The sequence below is a fragment of the Streptomyces mauvecolor genome, assembly GCF_039532965.1.
In the GTDB taxonomy this organism is placed as follows: Bacteria; Actinomycetota; Actinomycetes; order Streptomycetales; family Streptomycetaceae; genus Streptomyces; species Streptomyces violascens.
In genome coordinates this window covers 370,976-397,814 of the sequence record NZ_BAAASQ010000004.1, presented here as the reverse complement: position 1 = coordinate 397,814, position 26,839 = coordinate 370,976, and the positions used below count along the sequence as shown (strand labels likewise).

Genomic DNA, 26,839 nt, shown 5'->3' with positions numbered 1-26,839 from the left:
GATCTCACCACCGTGACTGCTCTGACTCTCAGCACTGCCGGTGCGGCGACGCTGCGCGCCGACGCCCTCGTCGTCGGCGTCGCCAAGGCCGCCGGCCCCAAGGGTGGGCTGGTCGTCGCGCCCGGCGCCGAGGCCGTGGACAAGGCGTTCGACGGGAAGCTCGCCGCTGTCCTGGCGACCCTCGGCGCCAGTGGTGCCGAGGGTGAGGTGACCAAGGCCGTCTCCCCCGCCGGCCTCAAGGCCCCGTTCGTCCTCGCGGTGGGCCTCGGCGCCGCCCCCGCCGACGACGAGGCGTATGCCTCCGAGGTGCTGCGCACCGCCGCGGGCAACGCCGCCCGCGCCCTGCACGGCGTCAAGAAGGCCGCGTTCGCGCTGCCCATCGAGGCCGCCGAGGACATCGAGGCGATCGGCGAGGGCGCCCTCCTGGGTGCTTACGCCTTCACCGCCTACCAGGACCGCGGCGCGGACGCCAAGGGCCCGCTCGCCGAGGTGGCCCTGCTCGGCGCCAAGCCGCGCGACAAGGCCCACAAGGCCGCCGCCGAGCGCTCGCTCGCGCTGGCCGAGGAGATGAACCGCGCCCGCGACCTGATCAACACCCCGCCGAACGACCTCACTCCCGAGGCCTTCGCCGCGGTCGTGTCGGCGGCCGGCAAGGAGCACGGCCTCAAGGTCCAGGTCCTGGACGAGAAGGCGCTGGAGAAGGGCGGCTTCGGCGGCATCCTCGGCGTCGGCGTCGGCTCCGCGAACCCGCCGCGCCTTGTGAAGATCTCGTACACGCACGCCAAGAACGCCAAGCACCTCGCGTTCGTCGGCAAGGGCATCACCTACGACTCGGGCGGCATCTCGCTCAAGCCGGCCGGCCACAACGAGACGATGAAGTGCGACATGAGCGGCGCCGCCGCCGTGTTCGCCGCCGTCGTCGCGGCCGCGCGCCTGGGCCTCGAAGTGAACGTCACCGGCTGGCTCGCGCTCGCCGAGAACATGCCGTCGGGCTCCGCCACCCGCCCGGGTGACGTCCTGCGCATGTACAGCGGCAAGACCGTCGAGGTCCTCAACACCGACGCCGAGGGCCGCCTGGTCCTGGCCGACGCGCTGTGGAAGGCCTCCGAGGAGAAGCCCGACGCGATCGTCGACGTGGCGACGCTGACCGGCGCCATGGTCCTCGCGCTCGGCGACCACACCTTCGGGATCATGGCCAACGACGACGCCTTCCGCACCGCGATCCACGAGATCGCGGAGGAGTCCGGCGAGCAGTCCTGGCCGATGCCGCTGCCCGCCAACCTGCGCAAGACCATGGACTCCCCCACCGCCGACCTCGCCAACATGGGCGTGCGGATGGGCGGCGGCCTGGTGGCAGGCCTGTTCCTGAAGGAGTTCGTCGGCGAGGGCATCACCTGGGCCCACCTGGACATCGCGGGCCCGGCCTTCAACGAGGGCGCCCCGCACGGCTACACCCCCAAGGGCGGCACCGGCTCCTCGGTGCGCACCCTGCTCCGGCTCGCCGAGCGCACCGCCTCGGGCGACCTCGGCTGAAAGGCCGCGCACAGCCGACACACGGTGCGGCCCCGGGCATGAATCCCGGGGCCGCCCGTGTTCACGCTCCGTACCGTCACGCTTCGGCCGGATTTCGCTGTCGATGAAATCCGTACGCCGCCGCGGTGCGGTGGAGTCACCCCTGAGAAGCGCCGAGTCCGACGATCGGACGTCTCAGACCCCGGCCCCGCGTCCCGCCTTCCGTCAACAAGTGCGAAGATGGGTTCTCGGCAGGACAGGGCCCCCACCACAGGGCCGAAGATAAGCGGCCGAACACCAGCCGCCGCCGGTCATCGACGACCGCGCCCGGCGCACATGCATGGAGGACGTGACGTGGCGAACGACGCCAGCACCGTTTTCGACCTAGTGATCCTCGGCGGTGGCAGTGGCGGCTACGCCGCGGCCCTGCGCGGAGCGCAGCTGGGCCTGGACGTCGCACTGATCGAGAAGAACAAGCTCGGCGGCACCTGCCTGCACAACGGCTGCATCCCCACGAAGGCCCTGCTGCACGCCGGCGAGATCGCCGACCAGGCGCGCGAGGCCGGCCAGTTCGGTGTCAAGGCCACCTTCGAGGGCATCGACATCAACGCGGTCCACGCGTACAAGGACGAGGTCATCTCGGGCCTGTACAAGGGTCTGCAGGGCCTGGTCGCCTCCCGCAAGGTGACCTACATCGAGGGCGAGGGACGCCTGTCCTCGGCCACCTCCGTGGACGTCAACGGCCAGCGCATCCAGGGCCGCCACGTCCTCCTCGCGACCGGCTCCGTGCCGAAGTCGCTGCCGGGCCTGGAGATCGACGGCAACCGCATCATCTCCTCCGACCACGCGCTGACCCTGGACCGCGTCCCGCAGTCCGCGATCATCCTGGGCGGCGGCGTCATCGGCGTCGAGTTCGCCTCGGCGTGGAAGTCCTTCGGCACCGACGTCACCGTCATCGAGGGCCTCAAGCACCTCGTGCCGGTCGAGGACGAGAACAGCTCCAAGATCCTGGAGCGCGCGTTCCGCAAGCGCGGCATCAAGTTCAACCTGGGCACCTTCTTCCAGAAGGCCGAGTACACCGCCAACGGTGTGAAGGTCACGCTGGCCGACGGCAAGGAGTTCGAGGCCGAGGTCCTCCTCGTCGCCATCGGCCGCGGCCCGGTCTCCCAGGGCCTCGGCTACGAGGAGCAGGGCGTCGCGATGGACCGCGGCTACGTCCTGGTCGACGAGTACATGCGCACCAACGTGCCCACCATCTCCGCCGTCGGCGACCTGGTCCCGACGCTCCAGCTCGCGCACGTCGGCTTCGCCGAGGGCATCCTGGTGGCGGAGCGTCTGGCCGGTCTCAAGACCGTCCCGATCGACTACGACGGCGTGCCCCGGGTGACGTACTGCCACCCCGAGGTCGCCTCCGTGGGCATCACCGAGGCCAAGGCCAAGGAGATCTACGGTGCGGACAAGGTCGTCGCTCTGAAGTACAACCTCGCGGGCAACGGCAAGAGCAAGATCCTCAAGACCGCGGGCGAGATCAAGCTCGTCCAGGTCAAGGACGGCGCCGTGGTCGGCGTCCACATGGTCGGTGACCGTATGGGCGAGCAGGTCGGCGAAGCCCAGCTGATCTACAACTGGGAGGCTCTGCCGGCCGAGGTCGCGCAGCTCATCCACGCGCACCCGACGCAGAACGAGGCGCTCGGCGAGGCCCACCTGGCGCTGGCCGGCAAGCCGCTGCACTCCCACGACTAACAGCCCCTCGGGCGCGACGACCACTTCCGCAATTCGTAAGGAGCAACCGAAACCATGTCGGTTTCCGTAACCCTTCCGGCGCTCGGCGAGAGCGTCACCGAGGGCACCGTCACCCGCTGGCTGAAGGCCGAGGGCGAGCGCGTCGAGGCCGACGAGCCGCTGCTCGAGGTCTCGACCGACAAGGTCGACACCGAGATCCCCGCCCCCGCCTCCGGCATCCTGGCCTCCATCAAGGTGGCCGAGGACGAGACCGTCGAGGTCGGCGCCGAGCTCGCCATCATCGACGACGGCACGGGCGCCCCCGCTGCCGCCCCGGCCGCCGAGCCGGTCGCCGCCCCCGCCCCGGCGGCTCCGGTCGCCGAGGCCCCCGCCGCGCCGGCTCCGGCCGCCGCTGCTCCGGCCGCCCCGGCCGCCGGTGGCGCCTCCGGCACCGACGTCGTCCTCCCCGCGCTCGGCGAGAGCGTCACCGAGGGCACCGTCACGCGCTGGCTCAAGGAGGTCGGCGAGGAGGTGGCCGAGGACGAGCCGCTGCTCGAGGTCTCCACCGACAAGGTCGACACCGAGATCCCCGCCCCGGTCGCCGGTGTCCTCCTGGAGATCGTGGTCGGCGAGGACGAGACCGCCGAGGTCGGCGCCAAGCTCGCCGTCATCGGTGCTCCGGGCGCGGCTCCGGCCGCCGCCCCGGCTCCGGCGGCTCCGGCCCCGGTTGCCGCTCCGGCGCCCGCCCCGGCCCCGGCCCCGGCCCCCGTGGCTGCACCGGCCGCCCCGGTCGCGCCCGCCCCGGCGCCCGCCGCCCCGGCCCCCGTGGCCGCTCCGGCTCCGGTCGCCCCGGCTCCGGCGCCCGCCGCCACCGCCGGTGACGACGGCGCGTACGTCACGCCGCTGGTCCGCAAGCTCGCCTCCGAGTCCGGTGTGGACCTGGGCGCGGTCAAGGGCACCGGCGTCGGCGGCCGTATCCGCAAGCAGGACGTCATCGCCGCCGCCGAGGCCGCCAAGGCCCCGGCCCCGGCCGCCGCCCCCGCCGCCAAGAAGGCCGCCCCGTCCGTCGAGGCGTCCCCGCTGCGCGGCCAGACGGTCAAGATGACCCGCATGCGCAAGGTCATCGGCGACAACATGATGAAGGCCCTGCACTCGCAGGCCCAGCTGACCTCGGTCGTCGAGGTCGACATCACCAAGCTGATGAAGCTGCGCGGCCAGGCGAAGGACTCCTTCGCCGCCCGTGAGGGCGTCAAGCTGTCCCCGATGCCGTTCTTCGTGAAGGCGGCGGCCCAGGCGCTGAAGGCCCACCCGGTCATCAACGCCCGGATCAACGAGGACGAGGGCACCATCACGTACTTCGACTCGGAGAACATCGGCATCGCCGTCGACTCCGAGAAGGGTCTGATGACCCCGGTCATCAAGGGTGCGGGCGACCTGAACATCGCCGGCATCTCGAAGGCCACGGCCGACCTGGCCGGCAAGGTCCGCGCCAACAAGATCACCCCGGACGAGCTGTCCGGCGCGACCTTCACCATCAGCAACACCGGCTCGCGCGGTGCGCTGTTCGACACGGTCATCGTGCCGCCGAACCAGGTCGCCATCCTGGGCATCGGCGCCACCGTCAAGCGTCCGGCGGTCATCGAGACCGCCGAGGGCACCGTCATCGGCGTCCGCGACATGACGTACCTGTCGCTCTCCTACGACCACCGTCTGGTGGACGGCGCCGACGCGGCCCGCTACTTGACGGCCGTCAAGGCGATCCTGGAGGCCGGCGAGTTCGAGGTCGAGCTCGGCCTGTAAGGCTCCCAAGGCAGCGTGGGACGGTTGTAAGACTCGTCTCACCAGCGGCCGCGCCCCCGCCCGGGCTCTTCCGGGCGGGGGCGCGGCCGTATTGTTTGGAGGTCACCGCTCGCCTTAAGGAGCCCCCATGACCGTGCCCGTCGTCCACTCGCTGCGCGAGCAGATCCGCGAGCACATCGTGGAGGGGATCGTCAGCGGGCGCTGGAAGCCCGGTGAGCGGATCGTGGAGCGGCGTATCGCGGTGGAGCTCCAGGTCAGCCAGACGCCTGTGCGCGAGGCCCTGCGCGAGCTGGAGAGCCTGCGCCTCATCGAGTCGGCACCCAACAAGGGCGTACGGGTGCGCAATCTGACCGCGGCCGACCTGGAGGAGAGCTACCCGGTGCGGGCCGGTCTGGAGCAGATCGCGGCCGAGCTGGCGGCCGGGCGGCTCGCCGAGGACTGCTCGGCCCTGGAGCCCCACGTGGCGGCCCTGTACGAGGCGGACCGGGCGGCCGACGGCACCGCGCAGGTGCGCCACACCGTCGGTTTCCACCGGGAACTGGTGCGGGCGGCCGACAACAGTGTGCTGTTGCACACATGGGAAGGCCTCGGCATCGAGGTGTTCACGGCGCTGTCCATCCGCTGGCTCGGCACCGTCCAGAAGTCCTACGCGGAGGAGCACGAGGACCTGGTCGCCGCGTTCCGGCGGCGGGATCCGGCCATCGGGGCGCTGGTGAAGGCCCATGTCCTGGGGTGCGCGCCGCGGAGCGCCTGACCTGCGCGGCCGGGTGCCGGGATCCTTCAAAAGCAAGGCACCCGGTGCCCTTTTTTGCGGCACCCTGTGCCGACTTTCGCGATTCGAAGAAGTTTTTGGCTCAGCACTTTGATCGATCATCGATCGGCGGCTTACAGTCGACGGCGGACTCACCGGTCCAAGGCCCCGTCCTGCCAGACAAAGGCCCCCTTTTCTCCACCCCCCTCCTGTCCGGAAGGCGGCGATCATGATCGACCCCGTAGCCAAGTTTCCGAGCGAGCTCGACCAGCTCCCGGACCGTGACACCGAGGAGACCGCCGAATGGGCGGCCTCCCTCGATGCCGTCGCCAAGGCCGCCGGCCCGCATAGGGCCGCGTATCTGATGCGCCGCACGCTCCAGCATGCCGAAGGCGCGGGCCTGGCCCTGCCCAAGCTGCTGGAGACGGACTACGTCAACACCATTCCCTCCTCCTCCGAGCCCGTCATCGACGGCGACGAGGAGATGGAGCGCCGGATCACCGCGTGGAACCGCTGGAACGCGGCGGCCATGGTGACCCGCGGCTCGAAGCACGGCGTCGGCGGCCACATCGCGACCTTCGCGTCCGCGGCCTGGCTGTACGAGACCGGCTTCAACCACTTCTTCCGCGGGAAGGAGGGCGACGGCTCCGGCGACCAGCTCTACATCCAGGGCCACGCCTCGCCCGGCATCTACGCCCGCGCCTTCCTCGACGGCCGCCTCACCGAGGCGCACCTCGACAAGTTCCGCCAGGAGTCGGCCGGCGACGGCCTGCCCTCCTACCCGCACCCGCGCCGCCTGCCCTGGCTGTGGGAGTTCCCGACCGTCTCCATGGGGCTCGGTCCGCTCTCCGCGATCTACCAGGCGCGCTTCAACCGGTACCTCACCAACCGGAACATCAAGGACGTATCGAACTCCCACGTGTGGGCGTTCCTCGGCGACGGCGAGATGGACGAGCCCGAGTCGACGGCGGCCCTCGCGCTCGCCTCCCGCGAGGGTCTGGACAACCTGACCTTCGTCATCAACTGCAACCTGCAGCGCCTCGACGGCCCGGTCCGCGCCAACTTCAAGATCGTGCAGGAGCTGGAGGCCCAGTTCCGCGGCGCCGGCTGGAACGTCGTGAAGTCGCTGTGGGGCGGCGCCTGGGACGAGCTCTTCCAGCTCGACACCACCGGCGCCCTGGTCCGCCGCCTGCGCGAGGTTCCCGACGCCCAGGTGCAGACGTACCAGACCCGGGACGCGGCCTACATCCGCGAGGACTTCTTCGGCAAGGACCCGGCGCTCGTCGAGATGGCGAAGCTGCTCTCGGACGACAAGATCCTGGAGTGCTTCCACCTGTCGCGCGGTGGCCACGAGCCGCGCAAGGTGTACGCCGCCTACAAGGCCGCCCTGTCCCACAAGGGTGCGCCGACCGTCATCCTGGCCCAGACCGTCAAGGGCTTCACCCTCGGTGACGGCTTCGCGTCCAAGAACGCGAACCACCAGATGAAGAAGCTCACGAACGACGAGTTCAAGAACATGCGTGACCTTCTTGAACTGCCCATCTCCGACGCCCAGTTCGTCGACGGTGTCGTTCCCTACGGCCACCCGGGCGCCGACTCCCCCGAGGTCCGCTACCTCCAGGAGCGCCGCGCGGCCCTCGGCGGCCCGGCCCCGGCCCGCCGCAGCCACGCGATCGCCCCGCTGCCGGCCCCGGCCGACAAGTCGTTCGCGGCCTTCGACAAGGGCTCCGGCCACCAGTCCATGGCCACCACCATGGCGTTCGTCCGGCTGATGAAGGACCTGATCCGCGACAAGACGACCGGCAAGCGCTGGGTCCCGATCGTCCCGGACGAGGCCCGCACCTTCGGCATGGAGTCGCTGTTCCCCTCGCTCGGCATCTACTCGCCGAAGGGCCAGACGTACGAGCCGGTCGACCGCGACCAGCTGATGTACTACCGCGAAGCCAAGGACGGCCAGATCCTCAACGAGGGCATCACCGAGGCCGGCTCGATGGCCGACTTCATCGCCGCGTCGTCCGCGTACGCCACGCACGGCGAAGCGATGATCCCCTTCTACATCTTCTACTCGATGTTCGGCTGGCAGCGCACGGCCGACCAGATGTGGCAGCTCGGCGACCAGCTCGGCCGCGGCTTCCTGGTGGGCGCCACCGCCGGCCGGACGACCCTGACCGGTGAGGGCCTCCAGCACGCGGACGGCCACTCCCCGATGATCGCGGCGACCAACCCGGCGGCGATGTCGTACGACCCGGCCTTCGCCTACGAGGTCGCGGCCATCGTCAAGGACGGTCTGCGCCGGATGTACGGCGAGGCGGCCCCGGGCGAGGACCAGAACGTCTTCTACTACCTGACGGTCTACAACGAGCCGATGCCGCAGCCGGCGAAGCCCGCGGGCATCGACGAGGGCATCGTCAAGGGCCTGTACCGCTTCAACACGGCGGAGTCCGCGGGCGTCACCGTCCCGTCCCCCAAGCTCTCGGCTTCGCTCGAGCAGGGAGGTGCCCCCATCGCCCCCCGCATCCAGCTCCTCGGCTCCGGCACCGCGATCCACTGGACCCTTGAGGCCCAGAAGCTGCTCGCCGAGGAGTGGGGCGTGGCCGCCGACGTGTGGTCCGCCACCTCCTGGACCGAGCTGCGCCGCGACGCGCTCGAGGCCGACGCGGCCCTGCTGCGCGGCGAGGAGCGAACTCCCTTCATCCGCACGGCACTTGAGGGCGTGGACTCCCCCGTCCTCGCGGTGTCCGACTACATGCGCCAGGTCCCGGACCAGATCGCGCAGTGGGTCGAGCAGGACTACTCCTCGCTCGGCGCGGACGGCTTCGGCCTCTCCGACACCCGCGAGGCGGCCCGCCGCCACTTCGGCGTCGACGCCCAGTCGATCGTCGTCGCGGCCCTGGCCCAGCTCGCCAAGCGCGGCGAGGTCCCGGTCACGGCCGTGAAGGAAGCGCGCGAGCGCTACGGCCTGTAGGCCTTCACAGGTACGCACGCGTGCCCCGTCCCGATTGCCGGGGCGGGGCACGCGTGCGTGAATGGTCGACCGGGGGCGCCACCACTCCGGGAGCACCGCATGAAGATCTACAACCGCCCGTCGGCGCCCGCCTGGGCCGACCTGTCGACGACCGACGTGGCCGCCGCCAAGGCCTTCTACGGCGGGCTCTTCGGCTGGCAGGGCGCGGACGTGCCGATGGAAGAGGCGGGCGGCTACGGGATGTTCCTGCTCGGCGACCAGTACGTCGGCGGGTACGGGCCCTGCCAGGCGCCTGGGCAGCCGGTGGCCTGGCTGGCGTACTACCAGGTCGACTCCGCCGACGCCACGGCCGCGGCGGTGACCGGCAACGGCGGCTCGATCGTCGCGGGGCCCATGGACGTCTTCGAATCGGGCCGGCTCGCGGTGTTCGCCGACCCCGAGGGCGCGGTCTTCGGCGTCTGGCAGCCCAAGGAGCACAAGGGCTTCGGGATCGCGGACAAGCCGTACAGCATGTGCTGGTTCGAGCTGCTGACCCGGAACGCGGACCAGGCCAGGACCTTCTACCGGACCGTCTTCGGCTGGAGCGGCGACAGCGAGCCGTACGGCAGCTCCGAGTACACGGAATGGGAGCTCGAAGGCAAGAGCTTCGGCGGCATGATGCGGATGAACGAGGACTTCCCGCCGGAGGTGCCGCCGCACTGGATGGTGTACGTCGAGGTCGAGGACTGCGACGCGACCGCGGCGAAGGCGCGGGAACTGGGCGGCGAGGTCCACGTCCCGCCCACGCCGATCCCGCCCGGCCGTTTCGCTCTGCTGCGTGACCCGCAGGGAGGGGTGTTCTCGGTCATCCAGCTGGACGAGGCACATCGGTAGGCATCCACCGTGCGGAACTGCGCGATCAGCCACAGCCCCGGCACATCACAGCCCGAGCACCCTGCATCATGGGCGCATGCGTGCAGCCCGGCTCATCAAGATGGTGCTCCTGCTACAGGCGCGGCCCGCCATGACCGCCACAGAGCTGGCGCGCGAGCTGGAGGTCTCGGAGCGGACCGTCACCCGGGACGCGCAGGCGCTGGCCGAAGCCGGGGTGCCGGTGTACGCGGACCGGGGCAGGACCGGCGGGTACCGCCTGGTCGGCGGCTACCGGACGCGCCTGACCGGCCTCGCCCGCTCCGAGGCCGAGGTGCTGTTCCTGTCCGGAGTGCCGGGCGCGCTGCGGGAGATGGGCCTGGAGGACGCCGCATCGGCCGCCCGGCTGAAGGTCTCGGCCGCCCTGCTCCCCTCCCTCAAGGACGCCCCGTCCGCCGCCGCCCAGCGCTTCCACCTGGACGCCCCCGGCTGGTGGCAGGAGCCCGAGACGCCGGAACTGCTGCCCGCCGTCGCCGAGGCGGTGTGGGACGACCGCAGGGTGCGGGTCGGCTACCGGCGCCCGGGCCGGGCCGAGGCGGAGCGCGAGCTGGAACCGTACGGCCTGGTCCTGAAGGCGGGCGTCTGGTACCTGTGCGCCCGGGCTGCCGACGAGGGCGACGGCTTCCGGGTGTACCGGCTCGACCGGTTCACCGCGGTCGCGGTCGGCGAGGACCGCTTCGTACGCGACGAGAACTTCGACCTGCCGCGCTTCTGGGAGGCCCGCGCCGAGGAGTTCGCGCGCTCGGTGCTCAGGGAGACCGTGGTCGTACGGGTCTCGCCGGCCGGGGCCGCGCGGCTGCCGTACCTCACCGGCGACCGCGGCGCGGTGCGCGAGGCCGTGGAGAACGGTGCGGGGCCGGACGAGCACGGCCGGCTCACGATCACGCTTCCGGTCGAGTCGCAGGACGTGGCGTACGGCCAACTGCTCAGCCTGGGGCCGGAGTTGGAAGTTCTGGAGCCCGCCGAACTGCGCGACCGCTTCGCCGAGGCGGCCCGCGCCCTGCGCCAACTCTACGAATAGGACAGCCGCATTGGCAGATACAGTCAGTTTCCGGCAGACAACTCGCCGTCATTGGCAGGAAGTTGTACGCTGGCAGGGTGCCTGGTAGCAGCGCTTCGACCGATGGACAGCGTCGTCCGCGGGATGTGGTCGCGGACGGCTTACGTGCGCTCATCACCGCCGGTGAGCTGCGGGTCGGTGAGCACATCCCGACCCAGGCCCAGCTCAGCGCGCGTTTCGCCGTGCCGCGTGGCGCGGTCCGCGGCGCGGTCGAACTCCTGGAGCGGGAAGGCCTGATCAGGCGGGCCCAGCAGGGCACCCCGCCGACGGTGGCCCGCCCCGCGGTCGTCCAGGCGTCCGTGAACAACCGGCGCGAGGTGCCCGGCGGGCGCCGCCATTCGCCGCGGCCCGCGGGGATCTTCCTGGGCGAGCGGGTGGCGCAGTGCTTCCGCCAGGAGGAGGTCACCATCGACGCGTACTGCCTCAATGGCGAGACGCTGGCCTCCGCGCTCGCGGGCCCGCTGGTCACCGTGCAGGCCGAGGGCTCGGGCCCGCGCCGGGTGGCGGTGCGCATCCTGCTGCCCGACGCCGAGGCCCCGCTCGCCCTGCCCCAGGTGATCGGCGACCTGCAGAACGGCCGGCCGCGCGAGCGGCTGCGGATCACCAGCAACCACATCTACGGCTCGCTGCGGCACTCGCTGCGCATGCTGAAGGTCCGCGACCTCGTGCCGGACGTGACGGTCGAGGCCCGCAAGGTGTCGATCACCCCGACGCAGAAGGTCTACATCCTCAACGGCCGCGAGGTTCTCGCAGGCCACTACCAGGTGACCGAGCGCACGGTGGATCTCGACCGGAATCCGATCGAGATCTACGACATGCTCGGCGTGGAAGGCATGCTCTTCCGGCACACCGTGGTGGACGACGACCAGGTCACCCGCAGCTATGTCGAGCAGACCCAGCAGTGGTTCGACTCGCTGTGGAACACCATCGCCCGCCCCATGGACCCGAACTGAGCCGGATCCGGAGCGGGCCGTCCTTCAGCCGGCTGCGGTCAGAGCGCGGCGATCAGCAGGAGCACCAGGATCACGGCCGCCACGCACACCAGGTTCGTGCGCGGCCCGGCCGGAACCGGCCCCGGCTCCCGAGGGGCCGCGCCGGCTCCGCCGCCCTTCGCGAGCAGTACGCCCAGGGCGAGCACCAGCAGGCCCGACGGGCCGAGCAGGGACACGACACCTACGTTCGAGAGCAGTTCGAGGACGATTTGCACGCGCGTCTCCAGTCCCATGGAACACCTCCTCCGGTTGTCGCCGCCGGGGACCGCAAGTACTGAGCCCGGTACCTTCATTGGCAGGCGATTGTGTTCCCTTCTCCTACCCGGCCTGAATGGTGGCCATCTATGGTCAGCCCGCTGCATATCGAGCAACACAGCTGTGCCAATGGGGACTTGAGCGACCATCAGGTCCAACCAACCGGTCAATCAGGAGAGTTGACCGATGGATGCAGCCATCTGTCCTGTCCTGACCGCGAGTTGTAGCCTCGCTGGGTGACGACCCACTCCACAGGGGCCGACCGGGACGACGCCGGGGAGACCCCCCGCTACCGACTGGTCGCCGACGCGCTGCGCCAGGACATCCAGAACGGTGTCCCCGCGCCCGGCGAGGCGCTGCCCAAGCAGGAGCAGCTCATGCGCCGTTTCCGCTGCGGGCGCGGCACCGTGCAGAAGGCGCTCCAGCTGCTGCGCGACGAGGGGCTCCTGGAGGAAGGGGTGCCGGGCCGGGGCGCCCGGGTGGCCCGCCAGGCTGCCATCGGGCGGCCATTGGTCTACTACATCTCCCGTGCCTTCGAGGCCCCGCACGTCTCGCTCGACGTCTGGTCGCTGCACACCGAGGAGCTCTCCCGGGCCGTGCAGCAGCAGGCCGAGCTCATCCGGCTCGGCGACCGGCCGGCTCCCCAGTCGGTCCGGGTACGGGTCCTGGTGCCGGATCTCGACACCCACCACCCCTACCCCCGCCACCTCGACGACCCGTCGGACCTGCGCCCGCTGCGGCGCCTTCGCCGGGTCATCCGGATGTACACGGAGGCGCTGCACCACTCGCTCACCCAGCTGGCCGAGGAGGGCACGGTCGGCTCGGTGTCCGTGGAGATCCGGAGTCTGCCGACGGTGCCCGGCGAGAAGCGCTACCTCATCAACGGCAGCCAGATGCTGACCGGCTACTACTTTCTGCGCAGGACCCGCATCCTCGTCGACGCCGAGTCCATAGAGGTACTCGAACTGCACAGCGACACCCTCTTCCCGGCCACCCTGGAGGGGAACGGCGCACGGTCCGTGGAGCGCGCGGAGTTCCAGCAGGTGCAGGCCTGGTTCGACTCGCGCTGGGAGATGGTCGCCACCGCGCTGCCCCTCGACGAGTAGCGAACCGACGGGCGGGCCGAGCACGCGCGTCGAGTGGCGAACGGATGGCGAAGACGCGGCGGGCGAATGGCTACAGGTGTGCCAGGGGTGAGCCAGGAGCGGCAACCGGACGAAAAGCGCCGCTCCGCGTGCGCCGCCTCCCCCTACCCACGATGCTGGTTCCGTGATGGACGAGACGGAGTTCTGGGAGATCGTCGACCGTACCCGCGAGGCCGCCGACGGCGACCCCGAGGAACAGGCCGACCTGCTCGTGGAGCGGCTGCTGCAGTACGACCCCGACTCCGTGCTCGACTTCGCCCGGCACTTCGAGGCGCGCTACAACCGCGCCTACCGCTGGGACCTGTGGGGAGCCGCCGCCGTGCTGCTCGACGGGGCCAGCGACGACGCCTTCGACTACTTCCGCTGCTGGCTCATCGGGCAGGGCCGCGAGGTCTTCGAGGGCGCGCTGCACGATCCGGACGCGCTGGCCGACCTCCTCGGCGAGTTCGACGAGGAGGTCGACGGCGACGGCGAGGAGCTCGGCTACGCGGCGGACGAGGCGTACGAGCAGCTCACCGGTGTCGTCGCGCCCGACCTCGGCATCCCGGCCCAGTCCGAGGAGCCGGCCGGAACGACGCTGGACTTCGAGGACGAGTCGGCGCTGGCGGCCCGCTTCCCCCGCCTGTGGGAGCGCTTCGGGACGGGCTGAGCCGGGCCGTTCACCGGCTCAGTAGTGCGTTCCGCCGTCGATGCGGATCTCGGTTCCGGTGATGAAGCGGCCGTCGTCGCTGGCCAGCATCGCGACCACGGAGGCCACCGTCTCGGGGCCCGCGAAGCCCTGGCCGATGGCCGGGGCGAGCTTCATGAAGAGCGACATGTCGGCGTCGGCGGGCAGGCCGGGGCCCACGCTCGCCCTGGAGGCGCCGGTTCCGTCGGTCATTCCGGAGGAGATCGAGCCGGGCTGTACGGCGGTGAACCGGATGCCCTGCTTGCCGTACTCGGCGGCGAGCGCGTGCGTCATCGACTGGATGCCGCCCTTGCTGGCCGCGTACGCCGCCATGTAGGGGTGGGCGAACATCGCCGAGGTCGAGCTGAAGTTCACGACGGCCGCGCCGTTGCCTTCGAGCAGCGCCGGGATCGCCTCGCGGATCATGAGGAAGGTGCCGGTCAGGTTGACCGCCACGACCTTGTTGAAGTCGGCCAGGCTCGTCTCGTGCGTGTGCGAGGAGCGCAGGATGCCGGCCGCGTTGACCAGGACGTCCAGGCCGCCGAGCGCCGAGACCGCGGCGGCGACGGCCTCGCGCACCGAGCCCTCGTCGGCTATGTCGACGACCAGGGTGGTGAGCCGGCCGATGGCGGCGCCCGCCTTCTCGGCGGTGTCCTTCAGACCGGCCTCGCTGACGTCCGCGGCGACGACGTGACCGCCCTCGGCGAGCAGGCGCAGCACGGTGGCCTGCCCGATGCCGGAGCCGCCGCCCGTGACAAGGGCGCGGCGTCCTTCGTAGCGGTCGGTGACGGTGTTGACGCTCATCGCGGTCCAGCTTTCTTGACGCAGGGGGAGCGGGAGGCTCCTGGTGGATGTTTCCACCGTACGCCTTGATGGCACGCTTTGCCACGAAGTCAATCCATGCAGATGCCCAGGCCCCGGGCGTACGCTTGCGAAGTGACCCAGCCTGTACCGCAGCCCGTTCCCCCACCCAAGGCCTCGCTCACCGAGCGCCGCAAGGCCGCGACCCAGCTCGACATCGCCCGTGCCGCGGCCGCGCTCTTCGCCGAGCACGGGCCCGACGGAACCACCGCCGAGGCCATCGCCCGGCACGCCGGGGTCGCCCTTCGCACCTTCTACCGCTACTTCCGCTCCAAGCAGGACGCGGTCGGCCCGCTGCTCTCGGGCGGCGCCGAACGCTGGCGGGCGCTGCTCGAAGCGGCCGAGCCCGGCCCCCTGGCGAAGACCCTGGAGGTCGCCGTCCGGGAGGCCCTCGCGGTGCCGGACGCGCACGCCGCCGAGCAGTTCCGGTGGACCCGGGGACTGCTGCGCGCGGCCGAGCACGACGCGGCGCTGCGCGCGGTCTGGTACCGCGTGAACCAGGACTCCGAGGAGCGCCTGCTGCCCGTGCTCGCGCGCCTCGCGGGGCCGGGGGCCGACGCCCTGGAGGTACGGCTCGCGGCGGCCGCGGCCACCGACGCGATCCGGGTGGCCCTCGAAGCCTGGTCCGCCACCGACGCCGCGGCCACAGGCCCGGGCTCCCCCGCCGAGCTCGCGGTGCGCTGCCTGCGCGAACTCACGGGCGGAATGCGGCTGTTGGGCCACTGAGCCCGTTCAGCCGAGGTCGAGCCAGGCCAGCGCGGCGGTCGTCAGGGCCGTGACGCCGGTGGTCAGGGTGGGTTCGACCAGCGGGGCGAAGAAGGGCGAGTGGTTGGAGGGGATGTCCTGGTCGACGGTACCCGCGGCGGACGCGGCGCCGAACACCTCGGCGTCCGCGCCCCCGAACAGCCAGTAGCAGACCGGCACCTGGGCCTCCGTACCGAACAGGCCGACGTCCTCGCTGCCCGTCACCGGACCCGGGTCGAGCACCTTGTCGTCGCCTATGACCGCGCCGACGGCGGCCATCGTCCGCGCCACCGCGTCGGCGTCGTTGACGACCACCGGGAAGGAGTCGATCCCGGTGATGTCGGGCTCGCGGTCCGCCCCGGCGACGGCGGCCTCGCCCCGCACGATCCGTTCGACGGCGGCAAGGACCCTGGCCCGCACGGTCTCCTTGTACGTCCGGATGTTGATCTTCAGCTCGGCCTCGTCCGGGATGATGTTGTCCTTGGTCCCGGCGTTCAGCGCGCCGACGGTCACGACGGCCGTCTCGCCGCCCGGGATCTCGCGCGAGACGATCGTCTGGAGCCGCAGCACGGTCGAGGCGGCCATCACCACCGGGTCGACGGACGTCTCGGGCCGCGAGGCGTGCGCCCCCTTGCCGTACATGACGACCTTGAGCCCGTCGGTGGCGGCGAAGGCGGGGCCCGCGTGCGCGCCGATCAGCCCGGCCGGGAACGGGCCCACGTGCTGGCCGAGCACGACGTCGGGCGTCCCGAACCGCTCGTAGAGCCCGTCGTCGAGCATGGCCCGTGCGCCCTGCGCGATCTCCTCGGCGGGCTGGAACACGCCAAGGACGGTGCCGCTCCACAGCGAGCGGGAGTCGGCGAGCAGCTTGAGCGCGCCGAGCAGGCAGGTCACGTGCATGTCGTGCCCGCAGGCGTGCATGACCCCCTCGACGGTGGAGGCGTAGTCGAGCCCGGTCCGCTCGCCGACCGGCAGCGCGTCGAAGTCGGCCCGGAGCAGCACGGTGGGCCCGGGCCCGTTCCTCAGGACGGCGACGACGCCGGTGCGCCCGACCCCGGTGGTCACCTCGCACCCGAACTCCCTTGCCCGGTCGGCGACTTCGGCGGCGGTGCGGTGCTCGGCGAAGGACAGCTCGGGGTGCGCGTGCAGATCGCGGTAGACGGCGGCGAGGTCGGCGCGGATGGCATCGAGCCCGCGCAGGGCGATACCGGCCGCGTCGGCGGCGGCCTTGGCGGCATGGTTCGAGTGGCTGGGGTGTGACACGGGCCTGCCTTTCGGGGGTGATCGGCGGTCAGGCGGTCAGGGCACGTCCCATGAGGACGTCGTCCACGTACTCGCCTTCGAGGAGGAACTCGCCGGGCAGTACGCCTTCCACCGCGAAGCCCTCCGCCTCGTACAAGGCGCGGGCCGGGGCGTTGTGGCCGAGGACACGCAGGGTGATGCGGGTGGCGCCCTGACGGCGCGCGTGCTCGCAGGCGGCGCGCAGAAGGGCTCGCGCGACGCCCCGGCCACGCGCGGCTTCGGCGACTTCGAGCCCCTGGATCTGCCGGACGTGCCGGTTGCAGGCGAGCGAGGTGGCCGAAACCAGCCGGATGAACCCGACGACCTGACCGTCCGTCTCCGCGACGAGATAGTCCGAAGGCTGGTGCCGCTCGTCGAAGAAGGGCTCGTACGGAGGTGTCGGACGCGGCTGTACGGAGTGCAGTGGGGACCAGGCGGCCCGGCTGAGCGCGCCCAGCGGCTCGCCGTCGGGGCACTGGGCGGCGCGTATGAGCAGAGGAGGAGAAGTACTGGGCTCGGTGTACGACTCGGGCATGCGGCCACTGTGCCATGCGGGCCGTGGAGCGCGAGGATGGGATCCATGAAGATCGCGGTGACGGGTTCGACAGGACTGATCGGTGCGGAGCTGGTGCGCTCGCTGCGGGCGGACGGGCATGAGGTGCTCCGTCTCGTACGGCGCGAGGCCGAGGGCCCGGACGAGGTCGAGTGGGATCCGGCGCGCCAGTACGTGGACACGGCGGGCCTGGTGGGATGCGAGGCGGTGGTGCATCTGGCCGGGGCGGGGGTGGCCGACCACCGCTGGACGGCCGCGTACAAGAAGAAGATCCGGGACAGCAGGGTGCTCGGCACGGCGGCGGTCGCGGAGGCGATCGCCTCGCTCGACACCCCGCCGAAGGTGCTGGTCAGCGGGTCGGCCATCGGCTACTACGGCGACACGGGCGGCCGTCCGGTGGACGAGTCGGCGCCGCCGGGCGACGGGTTCCTCTCACGGGTGTGCGTGGAGTGGGAGGAGGCGGCGGCCGCCGCGGAGGAGGCGGGCATCCGGACGGTGTTCGCCCGTACGGGTCTGGTGGTGGCCCGCGACGGCGGGGCCTGGGCGAAGCTGTTCCCGCTGTTCCGGGCGGGGCTGGGGGGCCGGCTCGGGAGCGGGCGCCAGTACTGGTCGTTCATCGCGCTGCACGACGAGGTGGCGGCGCTGCGGTTCCTGATCGACACGGAGTCGCTGTCCGGCCCGGTGAACCTGACCGCCCCCGAGCCTGTGACGAACCGGCAGGTGACGGCGGCGATGTCCCGCATCCTGCACCGCCCGGCCCTCCTCCCCGTCCCGGCGGCTGCGATGCGGCTCGCGGTGGGCGGGGCGGCCTCGGACGCCCTGTCCAGCCAGCGCGTCCTGCCGTCCCGGCTGCTCTCGGCGGGCTTCAGGTTCGCGTTCCCGAGCGTGGAGGGGGCGATTGGGGCGGCGGCGGGGTAGCGCTCGTCCTCACCCCACCAGGCCTCAAGGGCCAGGACCCCGATGGCGGGCTCAAGATGCCGGCCTCGCCGGCACCAGTCCCGCCAGGGGCGCGGGGAACTGCGCGAGCAACCACGGCGGCCCACAAGTCGTACTCCCACCCATCCGCGGGGGTCCGGGGCGCAGCCCCAGGGATGGCCGCCCCAGCATGGGAAACCCCTCCCCCGCCCACCCCCGGACGGGACTCGTGCGCCCGGCATGCTCCAACGTGCGCGGCCCCGCCCACCCAGAACGTACCTACTCTCTCCTCGAACTGCCGCATTCCGTGGGCCAGTTGGGGGCATGAGGCCTCCACCTACCGCGCCTACCCCGGGGAGGGCCACGTGCTCAGCACCGCACACCATGCGGACGTACTCATCGTGGGGGCCGGGCTCGCGGGCCTGTCAGCGGCTCATCAGCTGACCGGCGCGGGAGTCACGGTCAGCGTCCTGGAGGCGGCCCCTTCCGTGGGCGGCCGCATGTCGACCACCACGGTCGACGGCTTCCGCCTCGACCGGATCGGCCAGCTCCTTTCGACCTCGTACCCGGAACTGACCCGCACTCCGGGCCTGGAGGACCTGCCGCTGCGCCCGTTCTCGCCCGGCGTCCTCGTGCACAGCGAGGGCCGACGCTACCGGGCGGGCGCGACAGGGAGCGCGAGGGGCGCACTGGCCGCCGCGCGCGCCCGCGCGAGCGCCCCTCGGGGCACGGTCACCCCGCTCGGGGGCGCACTCGACCAGGCCCGGCTCGGCAAGGCGCTCGCCAGGCTGGCCGCGACCCCGGTCGAGCGGATCGTCGCCCGGCCCGAACTCCCCATCGGCCAGGCCCTGTCGGGCCGGGGCCTGCCCGCCCGCACCCTGGACGGCTTCGTCCGCCCGCTGCTCTCCGCCCTGCTCTGCGACCCGGACCTGACCACGTCGAGCCGCTGCGCCGACCTCGCACTGCGCGGCTTCGCACGCGGCCGGCTGTGCGTCCCGGCGGGCGGCGCGGCCACCCTGCCGGAGCTGCTCGCCGCGGCCCTGCCGCCCGGCACGGTGCGTACCGATGTGAAGGTGACGGCCGTCGCCACGACCTCGGTCACCACCGCCGACCACGGCGTGCTCGGCTGCCGCTCGCTGCTCCTGGCCACCGACGCCCCGGCCGCCGCCGAACTGCTGCCCGGCCTGCGGGTGCCCGCGTTCCACCCGCTCACCGTGCTGCACCACGCCGCCCCGCACGCCCCGCTCGCCGACCCCGCGCTGCTCCTGGACGCGGACCGCAGCGGCCCGGTGGCGTACAGCTCGGTCATGAGCGAGGTCGACCCGAGCCGGGCGCCGCGCGGCCGGGCGCTGATCACCTCGACCGTGCTCGGCACCCCGCCCGACGACCTGGAGCGTGCGGTGCGCCGCCAACTGGCGCGGCTGTACGCCACGTCCACGGACGGCTGGGAGCTGCTCGCCGTGCACCACACCCCCCAGGCCGTGCCGTCGATGCCCGCCCCGCACGATCTGCGCCGCCCGGTCCGGCTGCTCGCCGGCCTGTACGTGTGCGGCGACCACCGCGACACCAGCACCGTCCAGGGCGCCCTGTACTCGGGCCGCCGGGCCGCCCAGGCGATCCTCGCCGACCTGGGCGTCCAGTCCTGGCACTCGGCCCCGGAGGTGATCCGCAAGGCGGCCTGACCCCCGCCGCCCTCAGCCCAGCGCGGCCACCCGGTCCCGGTAGTTGCGCACCGCGGCGGCGTCCCGGTACGGCTCCAGGCGGCGCTCGAAGTCGCGTACGTACTCGACCGCGCGCGCCGAGCGCATCTCGCTGGCCTGCTGGGCCGCCTCCGCGCCCAGCGCGCACGCCTGGTCGAGTTCGCCGAGGCCGAGCCGGGCCGTGGCGAGCACGACCCGGCAGAACAGCCGGGACCGGGCGTAGCCGGGCGCGCGCAGCTGCAGCGAGCGCTCGGCGTGCTGGGCGGCCGCGCGGTACTGCTGGAGGTCGCGGTGGCAGTGGCCGAACTCGTCGGCGAGCTGCGCCTCGTCGAAGAAGCGCGCCCAGTGCGGCACGTCGTCGCCCGGCCGCGCGCTCTCCAGGGCCCGCTCGGCCCGCACGAGCGAGGCGGTGCACGCCCGCACCTCGCCGAGCACGCCGTGCCCGCGCGCCTCCACCGCGTTGAGGAGCGACTGCACGACGGGCGGCGCCGCCGACCCGACGCCCTGCTGGGCGACCCGGGCCAGCTGCACCGCCTCGCGGCCGTGCCCCAGATAGACCGCCTGCCGGCTCATGGTGACCAGCACGTACGAGCCGTACGCCCGGTCCCCCGCCGCCTGGGACAGCCGCAGCGCCTGCACGAAGTACCGCTGGGCGAGCCCGTGCGCGGCGATGTCGTACGAGGTCCAGCCGGCCAGTCTGGTCAGGTCCGCCGCGGCGGCGAAGAGCCGGCGGCCCACGTTCTCGCCGTACGTGCCGCGCAGCATCGGCTCGGCCTCGTGCTCCAGATAGCGCACCAGGGCCTGCCGCGCGTGCCCGCCGCCGTAGGCGTGGTCCAGGGTGCGGAACAGCTCGCCGACCGAGCGGAGCGCCGCGATGTCCCCGCTGGTCACCCGCTGGCCCGGGCCGCGGTCGGTGGTCCGCTGGCGGGGCACCGACGGGCGGCCCTGGACCGGGATGCGGGTCACGTTGCCCTGCGGGCTCGGCTCGCCGCGGCCCACCCGGTCGTCCGCCCGCCCGATCAGCCAGTCCCTGCTGGGGACCACCAGGCCCGCCGGGGTGAACGCGATCTTGCGGAGCTCGGCGTGGCTGCCCGAGTCCTTGCGCCAGAGCCCGCTGACGATGTCGACGGCCTCCTCGGGCGTCGCCGCGAACTCCAGGCCCGCGTACACGGGCGCGCAGGCGTCGAGCCCGAGGTCCTGTGCGGAGAGCCGCCGGCCGAGCCGCCGGGTGAACACCTCGGCGATCAGCGCGGGTGTGGTGCCGCGCGGTTGCTGGCCGCGCAGCCACCGCGTGACCGAGGTCTTGTCGTAGCGAAGATCCAGGCCGTGCTCCAGACCGAGCTGGTCAACGCGACGGGCGAGCCCGGCATTGGAGAACCCGGCTTCTGCGATCAGTGCGGCGAGCTGGCGGTTGGGGGTGCGCTGCGAGGGTCGTTCCGTCATCAGCTCTGCGTTCTCCTGCCTTCCGGGCCAATCTTGCAGCCCTCATGGAACGGCGAGAATTTAGCGGTCAATACGGCCGGTGCCGCCACCTTCGCCCCGCATTCATCCGATCGTGTGGTGACGTGCCGTTTCTGCCCGGGTCTGGGGGCCGTGCGGAGGCCCTCGAACACGGTCGTACAGTGAATGAGGGCGCGCACCGCATTGCATCCGCAGTGCATCCGAGAAGTTCGACAGGGGAGCTGGCGTGAACGAGCTGCGATTTGTCCGGCTGGGATTCGGCGAGGACGCGGTCGAGTACCAGGAGGCCTGGGACGAGCAGCGCCGGGTGCACGCGGCCCGGTTCGCCGACGAGATTCCGGACACCTGCCTGCTTCTGGAGCACCCCCCGGTCTACACCGCGGGCCGGCGCACCGAGGACAGCGAGCGCCCCCTGGACGGCACTCCGGTCATCGACGTCGACCGCGGCGGCAAGATCACCTGGCACGGCCCCGGCCAGCTCGTCGGCTACCCGATCCAGAAGCTGCCCCGCCCGGTGGACGTCGTCGCGCACGTACGCCGCCTCGAAGAGGCCCTGATCCGTACCGCCGCCGACTTCGGCCTGGCGACCACCCGGGTCGAGGGCCGCAGCGGCGTCTGGGTGCTCGGCGACCCCGTCGAGCAGCGCCCGAAGCTCGGCGGCCTCTCGCTCGACTTCGACCCGCGCCTGAACGACGACGAGTTCGACGCCCGCCTCAACGGCCCCGAGTACGCGCCCTCCAACGCCGGCCAGCGCCGCGAGGACCGCAAGCTGGCGGCCATCGGCATCCGCGTCGCCAAGGGCGTCACGATGCACGGCTTCTCGTTCAACGTGAACCCGGACAACACCTGGTTCGACCGGATCGTGCCGTGCGGGATCCGCGATGCGGGTGTGACGTCGCTCTCGTACGAACTGGGCCGCGAGGTGACCATCGCGGAGGTCCTCCCGGTGGCCGAAAAACACCTGCGCGACATCCTGGAGAACGCGGAACTGGCCCCGCGGGAGATCGAGCAGGCCTCGGCGTAAGGGCGGAGCCCCCAGGGCGCCGAGGGAATGCAGCAGAGCCCCCCCGGGTTACCCCCGGCGGGAGCCGCACCCCACCTAAGCAAACAACGGGCGTACCCTAGGTTCGCCGAAGAATCGAAGTCACAGGGAGCCGGACGTGTCCGCAGTCGCACCCGACGGACGCAAGATGCTGCGCCTGGAGGTCCGGAACAGCCAGACCCCCATCGAGCGCAAGCCCGAGTGGATCAAGACCCGGGCGAAGATGGGCCCCGAGTACAACCAGCTGCAGAAACTGGTGAAGAGCGAGGGGCTGCACACGGTCTGCCAGGAGGCGGGCTGTCCGAACATCTTCGAGTGCTGGGAGGACCGCGAGGCGACCTTCCTCATCGGCGGCGACCAGTGCACCCGGCGCTGCGACTTCTGCCAGATCGACACGGGCAAGCCCGAGGCGCTCGACCGTGACGAGCCCCGCCGCGTCGGCGAGTCGGTCGTCACGATGGACCTGAATTACGCCACCATCACCGGCGTCGCCCGCGACGACCTGGCGGACGGCGGCGCCTGGCTGTACGCGGAGACGGTGCGCCAGATCCACGCGCAGACCGCCGAGCGCGCCGAGGGCCGCACCAAGGTCGAGCTCCTGGCTCCCGACTTCAACGCGGTCCCCGAGCAGCTGGAAGAGGTCTTCTCCTCCCGCCCGGAGGTCTTCGCGCACAACGTCGAGACGGTGCCGCGGATCTTCAAGCGGATCCGCCCCGGCTTCCGTTACGAGCGCTCCCTCGACGTGATCACCAAGGCCCGCGACTACGGCCTGATCACCAAGTCGAACCTGATCCTCGGCATGGGCGAGACCCGCGAGGAGATCAGCGAGGCGCTGCAGCACCTGCACGACGCGGGTTGCGAACTCATCACGATCACCCAGTACCTGCGCCCCTCCGTGCGCCACCACCCCGTCGAGCGCTGGGTGAAGCCGCAGGAGTTCGTGGAGCTGAAGGAGGAGGCCGACGAGATCGGCTTCTCCGGTGTGATGTCGGGTCCGCTGGTCCGCTCCTCCTACCGTGCGGGCCGGCTGTACCAGCAGGCGATGGAAGCCCGGAGCGCCGCACCCACGGCGTAAGCCCGGCAGCCCGCACGTGAAGCCGCTCACAAGCGGCTACTGATCAGTAACGGCCGATACGACGCGGCTCGTACCTTCCCCGCAGGTCGGGGCATGCGTACGGGCCGCGTCAACGTTTTCCGGCTCCGCATCAATGTTTCATTGGCGTTTGACCGCTCGGACACGCCCTGGTAACACCAATCAGTGACCCTGGCTTTACGCACCGCGCATGCCCCCACAGCCATCGCCCGTTTCTGACTTCCCGTCCCGAGGGGGGACCTCGACGATGCAGGCCGCTACCGCTCCGCAGACCGTGCGAGCCACCACGCTTCCGTCCGTCACCGGCGCGCTGCGCGCCATGGAGTCGCTGATCATGGGCTCCGGCCAGCGCACCGCCCGCCGCAACGCCTGGACCGCGGTTCTGGAGGACCGGCGCCGGGCCAAGGACCGCGTCGAGGCCCAGCACGTACTGGAGGCCGTGGCCACCCGCCGCTCCTAGGCCACGTAAACTTCCTGGTATGGCGAGGAAGGCAACCGCAGAGAGCGCTGCGAACGATGCGAATGCGGGGCGACTGAAGCAGATCGCCCTGACCTACAAGATGACCCGCAAGGCCGATTCCAAGATCGGACTTGTCATCGCCGGCGTGGGAATCGTCGTCCTCGGCGTCTTCCTCGCGATCGGTTTCCTGCTGGGGCACCCGGTCTATCTCGGCATTCTGGGCCTCCTGGTGGCCGTGCTCGCGATGGCGATCGTCTTCGGGCGGCGTGCCGAGCGGGCGGCGTTCGGTCAGATGGAGGGCCAGCCGGGCGCGGCGGCCGCCGTGCTGCAGAACATCGGGCGCGGCTGGACCACCACCCCGGCCGTGGCGATGAACCGCAGCCAGGACGTCGTCCACCGGGCCGTCGGCCGGGCCGGCGTCGTCCTGGTGGCCGAGGGCAACCCGAACCGGGTGAAGTCCCTGCTGGCCGCCGAGAAGAAGAAGATGGCCCGCATCGTGGTGGACGTCCCGGTCCACGACGTGATCGTCGGTGACGGCGAGGGCCAGGTGCCGCTGAAGAAGGTGCGCACCACGCTCCTGAAGTTCCCCCGCGTGCTGTCCGGCCCGCAGGTGACCGCGGCCAACGACCGGCTGCGCGCCATGGGCGACCTGATGAGCAACATGCCGCTGCCGAAGGGTCCGATGCCCAAGGGCATGCGGATGCCGCGCGGCGGAAAGATGCGCTGACCCTCACCTCGTACACGAAACCTCGTACGCGAAACCTCGTACACAAACGAAGGCGGGCCGGACCGACATGGTCCGGGCCGCCTTCTGGCATGCGGGAGGCGGTTCAGATCCTGACCTGGACCGCGCGGGCCAGGCGGTCGTGCAGGCCGCGGCCGTCCCGGTCCCAGATCAGCGCGGGGATCGCCAGGCACAGCAGTACGGTGCGGACGGTGACCCGGACGATGCCGAGCCGGCCGCCCTCCTCGGCGACCACGCGCAGGCCGAGCAGCCGCTTGCCGGGGGTGAACCCGACGGTGCCGACCGTCAGCACGCCGAGCACGAAGAACACCAGGAGCGCCCAGTTGTTGGCGGCCTGCATGTTGCCGCGGGCGATCAGCTGGTAGGCGATCAGGGCGCACAGGCCCCAGTCGATGAAGATGGCGCCGAAACGCCGGCCGAGGGGGGCCACCGAGCCGGGGCCGTCCTTGGGCAGACCGAGCCGCTCGCCCCGATAGCCGAAGTCGACGCCCATCTCCTCGGCGGCCGCGCGGGGCCCCGAGAGCCACGATCCGATTGCTTGCCTGTTGTCCACGGATCCCACGGTACTGCGCCCGTTTTCGATCACTTCGGCCCGGGTCGGTCTTGGCGGCTGCGTCACCAGCCCGGTTAACTTGGGCGAAACAAACGGGTCACGCTTGAGAAATCCCGCCTGCCTATGGTCGGCTCCAGCGTGTGCCACCGCACTGGCCGCACGACCGAGCTGCAACCCCGCCCCTCCCCGGGTGGGAGTAGGAGGAGTTGGATGTTCCAGAACGGCGACGACGCGAAGAAGTTCATCGCGGACAACGACGTGAAGTTCGTCGACGTCCGGTTCTGCGACCTGCCGGGCGTGATGCAGCACTTCACGATTCCCGCGAAGGCGTTCGACGCGACGGAGGAGCTCGCCTTCGACGGCTCGTCGATCCGCGGCTTCCAGGCCATCCACGAGTCCGACATGGCGCTGCGTCCGGACCTGTCGACGGCCCGCCTCGACCCGTTCCGCCGGGACAAGACGCTGAACATCAACTTCTTCATCCACGACCCGATCACGGGCGAGCAGTACAGCCGCGACCCGCGCAACATCGCCAAGAAGGCCGAGGCCTACCTCGCCTCCACCGGCATCGCGGACACCGCGTACTTCGGCCCCGAGGCCGAGTTCTACGTCTTCGACTCGGTACGTTTCGAGACCTCCGCGAACCAGGGCTTCTACCACATCGACTCCGAGGCCGGCGCCTGGAACACCGGTGCGGAGGAGAACAACCGCGGCTACAAGGTCCGTTACAAGGGCGGCTACTTCCCGGCCCCGCCGGTCGACCACTTCGCCGACCTGCGGGCCGAGATCTCCCTGGAGCTGGAGAACTCCGGCCTCCAGGTCGAGCGCCAGCACCACGAGGTCGGCACGGCCGGCCAGGCCGAGATCAACTACAAGTTCAACACGCTGCTCGCCGCGGCCGACGACCTGATGCTCTTCAAGTACATCGTGAAGAACGTCGCCTGGCGCAACGGCAAGACCGCGACCTTCATGCCGAAGCCGATCTTCGGCGACAACGGCTCGGGCATGCACGTCCACCAGTCCCTGTGGGCCGGCGGCGACCCGCTGTTCTACGACGAGCAGGGCTACGCGGGCCTCTCGGACACCGCCCGCTACTACATCGGCGGCATCCTCAAGCACGCCCCGTCGCTGCTCGCCTTCACCAACCCGACGGTGAACTCCTACCACCGCCTGGTCCCCGGCTTCGAGGCCCCGGTCAACATGGTCTACTCGCAGCGCAACCGCTCCGCCGCGATGCGCATCCCGATCACGGGCTCCAACCCGAAGGCCAAGCGCGTCGAGTTCCGCGCCCCGGACCCGTCGTCGAACCCGTACCTCGCGTTCTCCGCGCTGCTCCTCGCGGGCCTGGACGGCATCAAGAACAAGATCGAGCCGGCCGAGCCGATCGACAAGGACCTCTACGAGCTGGCTCCCGAGGAGCACGCCAACGTCCAGCAGGTCCCGACCTCCCTGCCGGCCGTCCTGGAGGCCCTGGAGGCCGACAACGAGTACCTGCAGGCCGGCGGTGTCTTCACCTCCGACCTGATCGAGACCTGGATCGACTACAAGCGCACCCACGAGATCGCCCCGATCCAGCTCCGCCCGCACCCGCACGAGTTCGAGCTGTACTTCGACATCTAGGCCCCCGCGGCTCCGCGACACCCCGAGCCCCGC

Annotated in this window: 24 protein-coding genes; 18 read left to right on the top strand and 6 right to left on the bottom strand. The window is 71.4% G+C overall.

The genetic code is table 11. The features are described 5' to 3' along the window. The first annotated feature begins 12 nt into the window (after positions 1-12). The 8 genes from ABD346_RS04905 to ABD346_RS04870 all read left to right on the top strand — a co-directional run bounded on the left by ABD346_RS04905 (position 13) and on the right by ABD346_RS04870 (position 11,672). Complete coding sequence (locus tag ABD346_RS04905) at positions 13-1,533, top strand: leucyl aminopeptidase (protein ID WP_344371896.1); 1,521 nt, start codon at positions 13-15, stop codon at positions 1,531-1,533. Positions 1,534-1,866: 333 nt separating this feature from the next. Continuing rightward, entirely contained in the window at positions 1,867-3,255 is a 1,389-nt protein-coding gene (lpdA, locus tag ABD346_RS04900; protein ID WP_189961025.1) for a dihydrolipoyl dehydrogenase, read from the top strand. 54 nt (positions 3,256-3,309) lie between these two features. Beyond that, on the top strand, positions 3,310-5,034 hold the full coding sequence (gene sucB, locus ABD346_RS04895; protein ID WP_344371893.1) for a 2-oxoglutarate dehydrogenase, E2 component, dihydrolipoamide succinyltransferase: 1,725 nt from the start codon (positions 3,310-3,312) through the stop codon (positions 5,032-5,034). A 127-nt stretch (positions 5,035-5,161) separates the two neighbouring features. Then, positions 5,162-5,788 carry a GntR family transcriptional regulator gene (locus ABD346_RS04890; RefSeq protein WP_189961023.1) on the top strand — a complete coding sequence of 209 codons (627 nt, stop codon included), beginning with the start codon at positions 5,162-5,164 and terminating at the stop codon, positions 5,786-5,788. Positions 5,789-6,014: 226 nt separating this feature from the next. Further along, on the top strand, positions 6,015-8,750 hold the full coding sequence (aceE, locus tag ABD346_RS04885) for a pyruvate dehydrogenase (acetyl-transferring), homodimeric type (protein ID WP_344371889.1): 2,736 nt from the start codon (positions 6,015-6,017) through the stop codon (positions 8,748-8,750). A 99-nt stretch (positions 8,751-8,849) separates the two neighbouring features. Then, entirely contained in the window at positions 8,850-9,623 is a 774-nt protein-coding gene (locus ABD346_RS04880; RefSeq protein ID WP_344371887.1) for a VOC family protein, read from the top strand. Between the two features lie 76 nt (positions 9,624-9,699). Continuing rightward, positions 9,700-10,680 carry a helix-turn-helix transcriptional regulator gene (locus tag ABD346_RS04875; protein ID WP_344371884.1) on the top strand — a complete coding sequence of 327 codons (981 nt, stop codon included), beginning with the start codon at positions 9,700-9,702 and terminating at the stop codon, positions 10,678-10,680. 77 nt (positions 10,681-10,757) lie between these two features. After that, positions 10,758-11,672 carry a GntR family transcriptional regulator gene (locus ABD346_RS04870; protein ID WP_344371882.1) on the top strand — a complete coding sequence of 305 codons (915 nt, stop codon included), beginning with the start codon at positions 10,758-10,760 and terminating at the stop codon, positions 11,670-11,672. A 38-nt stretch (positions 11,673-11,710) separates the two neighbouring features. On the opposite strand, the gene ABD346_RS04865 is transcribed toward ABD346_RS04870, so the two are convergent. Then, positions 11,711-11,944 (bottom strand): hypothetical protein, encoded by a 234-nt coding sequence (locus tag ABD346_RS04865; protein WP_344371879.1) that lies wholly within the window; start codon positions 11,942-11,944, stop codon positions 11,711-11,713. A 258-nt stretch (positions 11,945-12,202) separates the two neighbouring features. Here ABD346_RS04865 and ABD346_RS04860 point away from each other — a divergent pair, with 258 nt between their 5' ends. Together ABD346_RS04860 and ABD346_RS04855 are read left to right on the top strand one after the other, a co-directional pair. Continuing rightward, the gene (locus ABD346_RS04860) at positions 12,203-13,072 is read left to right on the top strand and encodes a GntR family transcriptional regulator (protein ID WP_344371877.1); all 870 of its coding nucleotides are present in this window, start codon (positions 12,203-12,205) and stop codon (positions 13,070-13,072) included. 166 nt (positions 13,073-13,238) lie between these two features. After that, on the top strand, positions 13,239-13,760 hold the full coding sequence (locus tag ABD346_RS04855; RefSeq protein WP_344372186.1) for a DUF4240 domain-containing protein: 522 nt from the start codon (positions 13,239-13,241) through the stop codon (positions 13,758-13,760). Positions 13,761-13,778: 18 nt separating this feature from the next. Here ABD346_RS04855 and ABD346_RS04850 read toward each other — a convergent pair whose 3' ends face one another. Continuing rightward, positions 13,779-14,582 (bottom strand): SDR family NAD(P)-dependent oxidoreductase, encoded by an 804-nt coding sequence (locus ABD346_RS04850; protein ID WP_344371875.1) that lies wholly within the window; start codon positions 14,580-14,582, stop codon positions 13,779-13,781. Between the two features lie 102 nt (positions 14,583-14,684). Between ABD346_RS04850 and ABD346_RS04845 the strand changes: the two genes are divergently transcribed. Next, entirely contained in the window at positions 14,685-15,365 is a 681-nt protein-coding gene (locus ABD346_RS04845; RefSeq protein ID WP_381227407.1) for a TetR/AcrR family transcriptional regulator, read from the top strand. A 6-nt stretch (positions 15,366-15,371) separates the two neighbouring features. Here ABD346_RS04845 and ABD346_RS04840 read toward each other — a convergent pair whose 3' ends face one another. Together ABD346_RS04840 and ABD346_RS04835 are read right to left on the bottom strand one after the other, a co-directional pair. Beyond that, a complete protein-coding gene (locus tag ABD346_RS04840) occupies positions 15,372-16,589 on the bottom strand; it encodes an amidohydrolase (protein ID WP_381227405.1) in 1,218 nt (405 codons plus the stop codon). An 85-nt stretch (positions 16,590-16,674) separates the two neighbouring features. Further along, entirely contained in the window at positions 16,675-17,199 is a 525-nt protein-coding gene (locus tag ABD346_RS04835; RefSeq protein ID WP_344371871.1) for a GNAT family N-acetyltransferase, read from the bottom strand. 36 nt (positions 17,200-17,235) lie between these two features. On the opposite strand from ABD346_RS04835, the gene ABD346_RS04830 reads away from it, so the two are divergent. Both ABD346_RS04830 and ABD346_RS04825 read left to right on the top strand, forming a co-directional pair. Next, positions 17,236-18,135: a TIGR01777 family oxidoreductase gene (locus ABD346_RS04830; RefSeq protein WP_344371869.1), complete on the top strand. Its 900-nt coding sequence runs from the start codon at positions 17,236-17,238 to the stop codon at positions 18,133-18,135. A 362-nt stretch (positions 18,136-18,497) separates the two neighbouring features. Next, positions 18,498-19,814, top strand: a complete 1,317-nt coding sequence (locus tag ABD346_RS04825) for an NAD(P)/FAD-dependent oxidoreductase (RefSeq protein ID WP_344371867.1) — start codon at positions 18,498-18,500, stop codon at positions 19,812-19,814. 12 nt (positions 19,815-19,826) lie between these two features. On the opposite strand, the gene ABD346_RS04820 is transcribed toward ABD346_RS04825, so the two are convergent. Then, complete coding sequence (locus ABD346_RS04820; protein ID WP_344371865.1) at positions 19,827-21,275, bottom strand: NsdA family TPR-like regulatory protein; 1,449 nt, start codon at positions 21,273-21,275, stop codon at positions 19,827-19,829. Positions 21,276-21,519: 244 nt separating this feature from the next. Between ABD346_RS04820 and lipB the strand changes: the two genes are divergently transcribed. The 4 genes from lipB (at position 21,520) to ABD346_RS04800 (ending at position 24,615) form a co-directional block, all read left to right on the top strand. Continuing rightward, positions 21,520-22,317, top strand: a complete 798-nt coding sequence (gene lipB, locus ABD346_RS04815; protein WP_344371862.1) for a lipoyl(octanoyl) transferase LipB — start codon at positions 21,520-21,522, stop codon at positions 22,315-22,317. A 136-nt stretch (positions 22,318-22,453) separates the two neighbouring features. Then, positions 22,454-23,410, top strand: coding sequence for a lipoyl synthase (gene lipA / locus ABD346_RS04810; protein ID WP_344371860.1), 957 nt, complete (start codon positions 22,454-22,456; stop codon positions 23,408-23,410). A 265-nt stretch (positions 23,411-23,675) separates the two neighbouring features. Beyond that, positions 23,676-23,888: an SCO2195 family GlnR-regulated protein gene (locus ABD346_RS04805; protein WP_053723984.1), complete on the top strand. Its 213-nt coding sequence runs from the start codon at positions 23,676-23,678 to the stop codon at positions 23,886-23,888. Between the two features lie 19 nt (positions 23,889-23,907). Continuing rightward, a complete protein-coding gene (locus ABD346_RS04800; protein WP_053723983.1) occupies positions 23,908-24,615 on the top strand; it encodes a DUF4191 domain-containing protein in 708 nt (235 codons plus the stop codon). Between the two features lie 103 nt (positions 24,616-24,718). On the opposite strand, the gene ABD346_RS04795 is transcribed toward ABD346_RS04800, so the two are convergent. Further along, a complete protein-coding gene (locus ABD346_RS04795; protein WP_344371855.1) occupies positions 24,719-25,186 on the bottom strand; it encodes an RDD family protein in 468 nt (155 codons plus the stop codon). Positions 25,187-25,396: 210 nt separating this feature from the next. Here ABD346_RS04795 and glnA point away from each other — a divergent pair, with 210 nt between their 5' ends. Further along, positions 25,397-26,806 (top strand): type I glutamate--ammonia ligase, encoded by a 1,410-nt coding sequence (gene glnA / locus ABD346_RS04790; protein WP_344371853.1) that lies wholly within the window; start codon positions 25,397-25,399, stop codon positions 26,804-26,806. Positions 26,807-26,839: the final 33 nt, after the last annotated feature.

What these genes read in the sequence shown, in the direction of transcription:
- sucB (WP_344371893.1), top strand. Translation starts at nt 3,310, where the DNA reads ATGTCGGTTTCCGTAACCCTTCCGGCGCTCGGCGAGAGCGTCACCGAG.
- ABD346_RS04890 (WP_189961023.1), top strand. Translation starts at nt 5,162, where the DNA reads ATGACCGTGCCCGTCGTCCACTCGCTGCGCGAGCAGATCCGCGAGCAC.
- aceE (WP_344371889.1), top strand. Translation starts at nt 6,015, where the DNA reads ATGATCGACCCCGTAGCCAAGTTTCCGAGCGAGCTCGACCAGCTCCCG.
- ABD346_RS04880 (WP_344371887.1), top strand. Translation starts at nt 8,850, where the DNA reads ATGAAGATCTACAACCGCCCGTCGGCGCCCGCCTGGGCCGACCTGTCG.
- ABD346_RS04875 (WP_344371884.1), top strand. Translation starts at nt 9,700, where the DNA reads ATGCGTGCAGCCCGGCTCATCAAGATGGTGCTCCTGCTACAGGCGCGG.
- ABD346_RS04865 (WP_344371879.1), bottom strand. Translation starts at nt 11,944, where the DNA reads ATGGGACTGGAGACGCGCGTGCAAATCGTCCTCGAACTGCTCTCGAAC.
- ABD346_RS04855 (WP_344372186.1), top strand. Translation starts at nt 13,239, where the DNA reads ATGGACGAGACGGAGTTCTGGGAGATCGTCGACCGTACCCGCGAGGCC.
- ABD346_RS04850 (WP_344371875.1), bottom strand. Translation starts at nt 14,582, where the DNA reads ATGAGCGTCAACACCGTCACCGACCGCTACGAAGGACGCCGCGCCCTT.
- ABD346_RS04845 (WP_381227407.1), top strand. Translation starts at nt 14,685, where the DNA reads ATGCCCAGGCCCCGGGCGTACGCTTGCGAAGTGACCCAGCCTGTACCG.
- ABD346_RS04835 (WP_344371871.1), bottom strand. Translation starts at nt 17,199, where the DNA reads ATGCCCGAGTCGTACACCGAGCCCAGTACTTCTCCTCCTCTGCTCATA.
- ABD346_RS04830 (WP_344371869.1), top strand. Translation starts at nt 17,236, where the DNA reads ATGGGATCCATGAAGATCGCGGTGACGGGTTCGACAGGACTGATCGGT.
- ABD346_RS04820 (WP_344371865.1), bottom strand. Translation starts at nt 21,275, where the DNA reads ATGACGGAACGACCCTCGCAGCGCACCCCCAACCGCCAGCTCGCCGCA.
- ABD346_RS04805 (WP_053723984.1), top strand. Translation starts at nt 23,676, where the DNA reads ATGCAGGCCGCTACCGCTCCGCAGACCGTGCGAGCCACCACGCTTCCG.
- ABD346_RS04800 (WP_053723983.1), top strand. Translation starts at nt 23,908, where the DNA reads ATGGCGAGGAAGGCAACCGCAGAGAGCGCTGCGAACGATGCGAATGCG.
- glnA (WP_344371853.1), top strand. Translation starts at nt 25,397, where the DNA reads ATGTTCCAGAACGGCGACGACGCGAAGAAGTTCATCGCGGACAACGAC.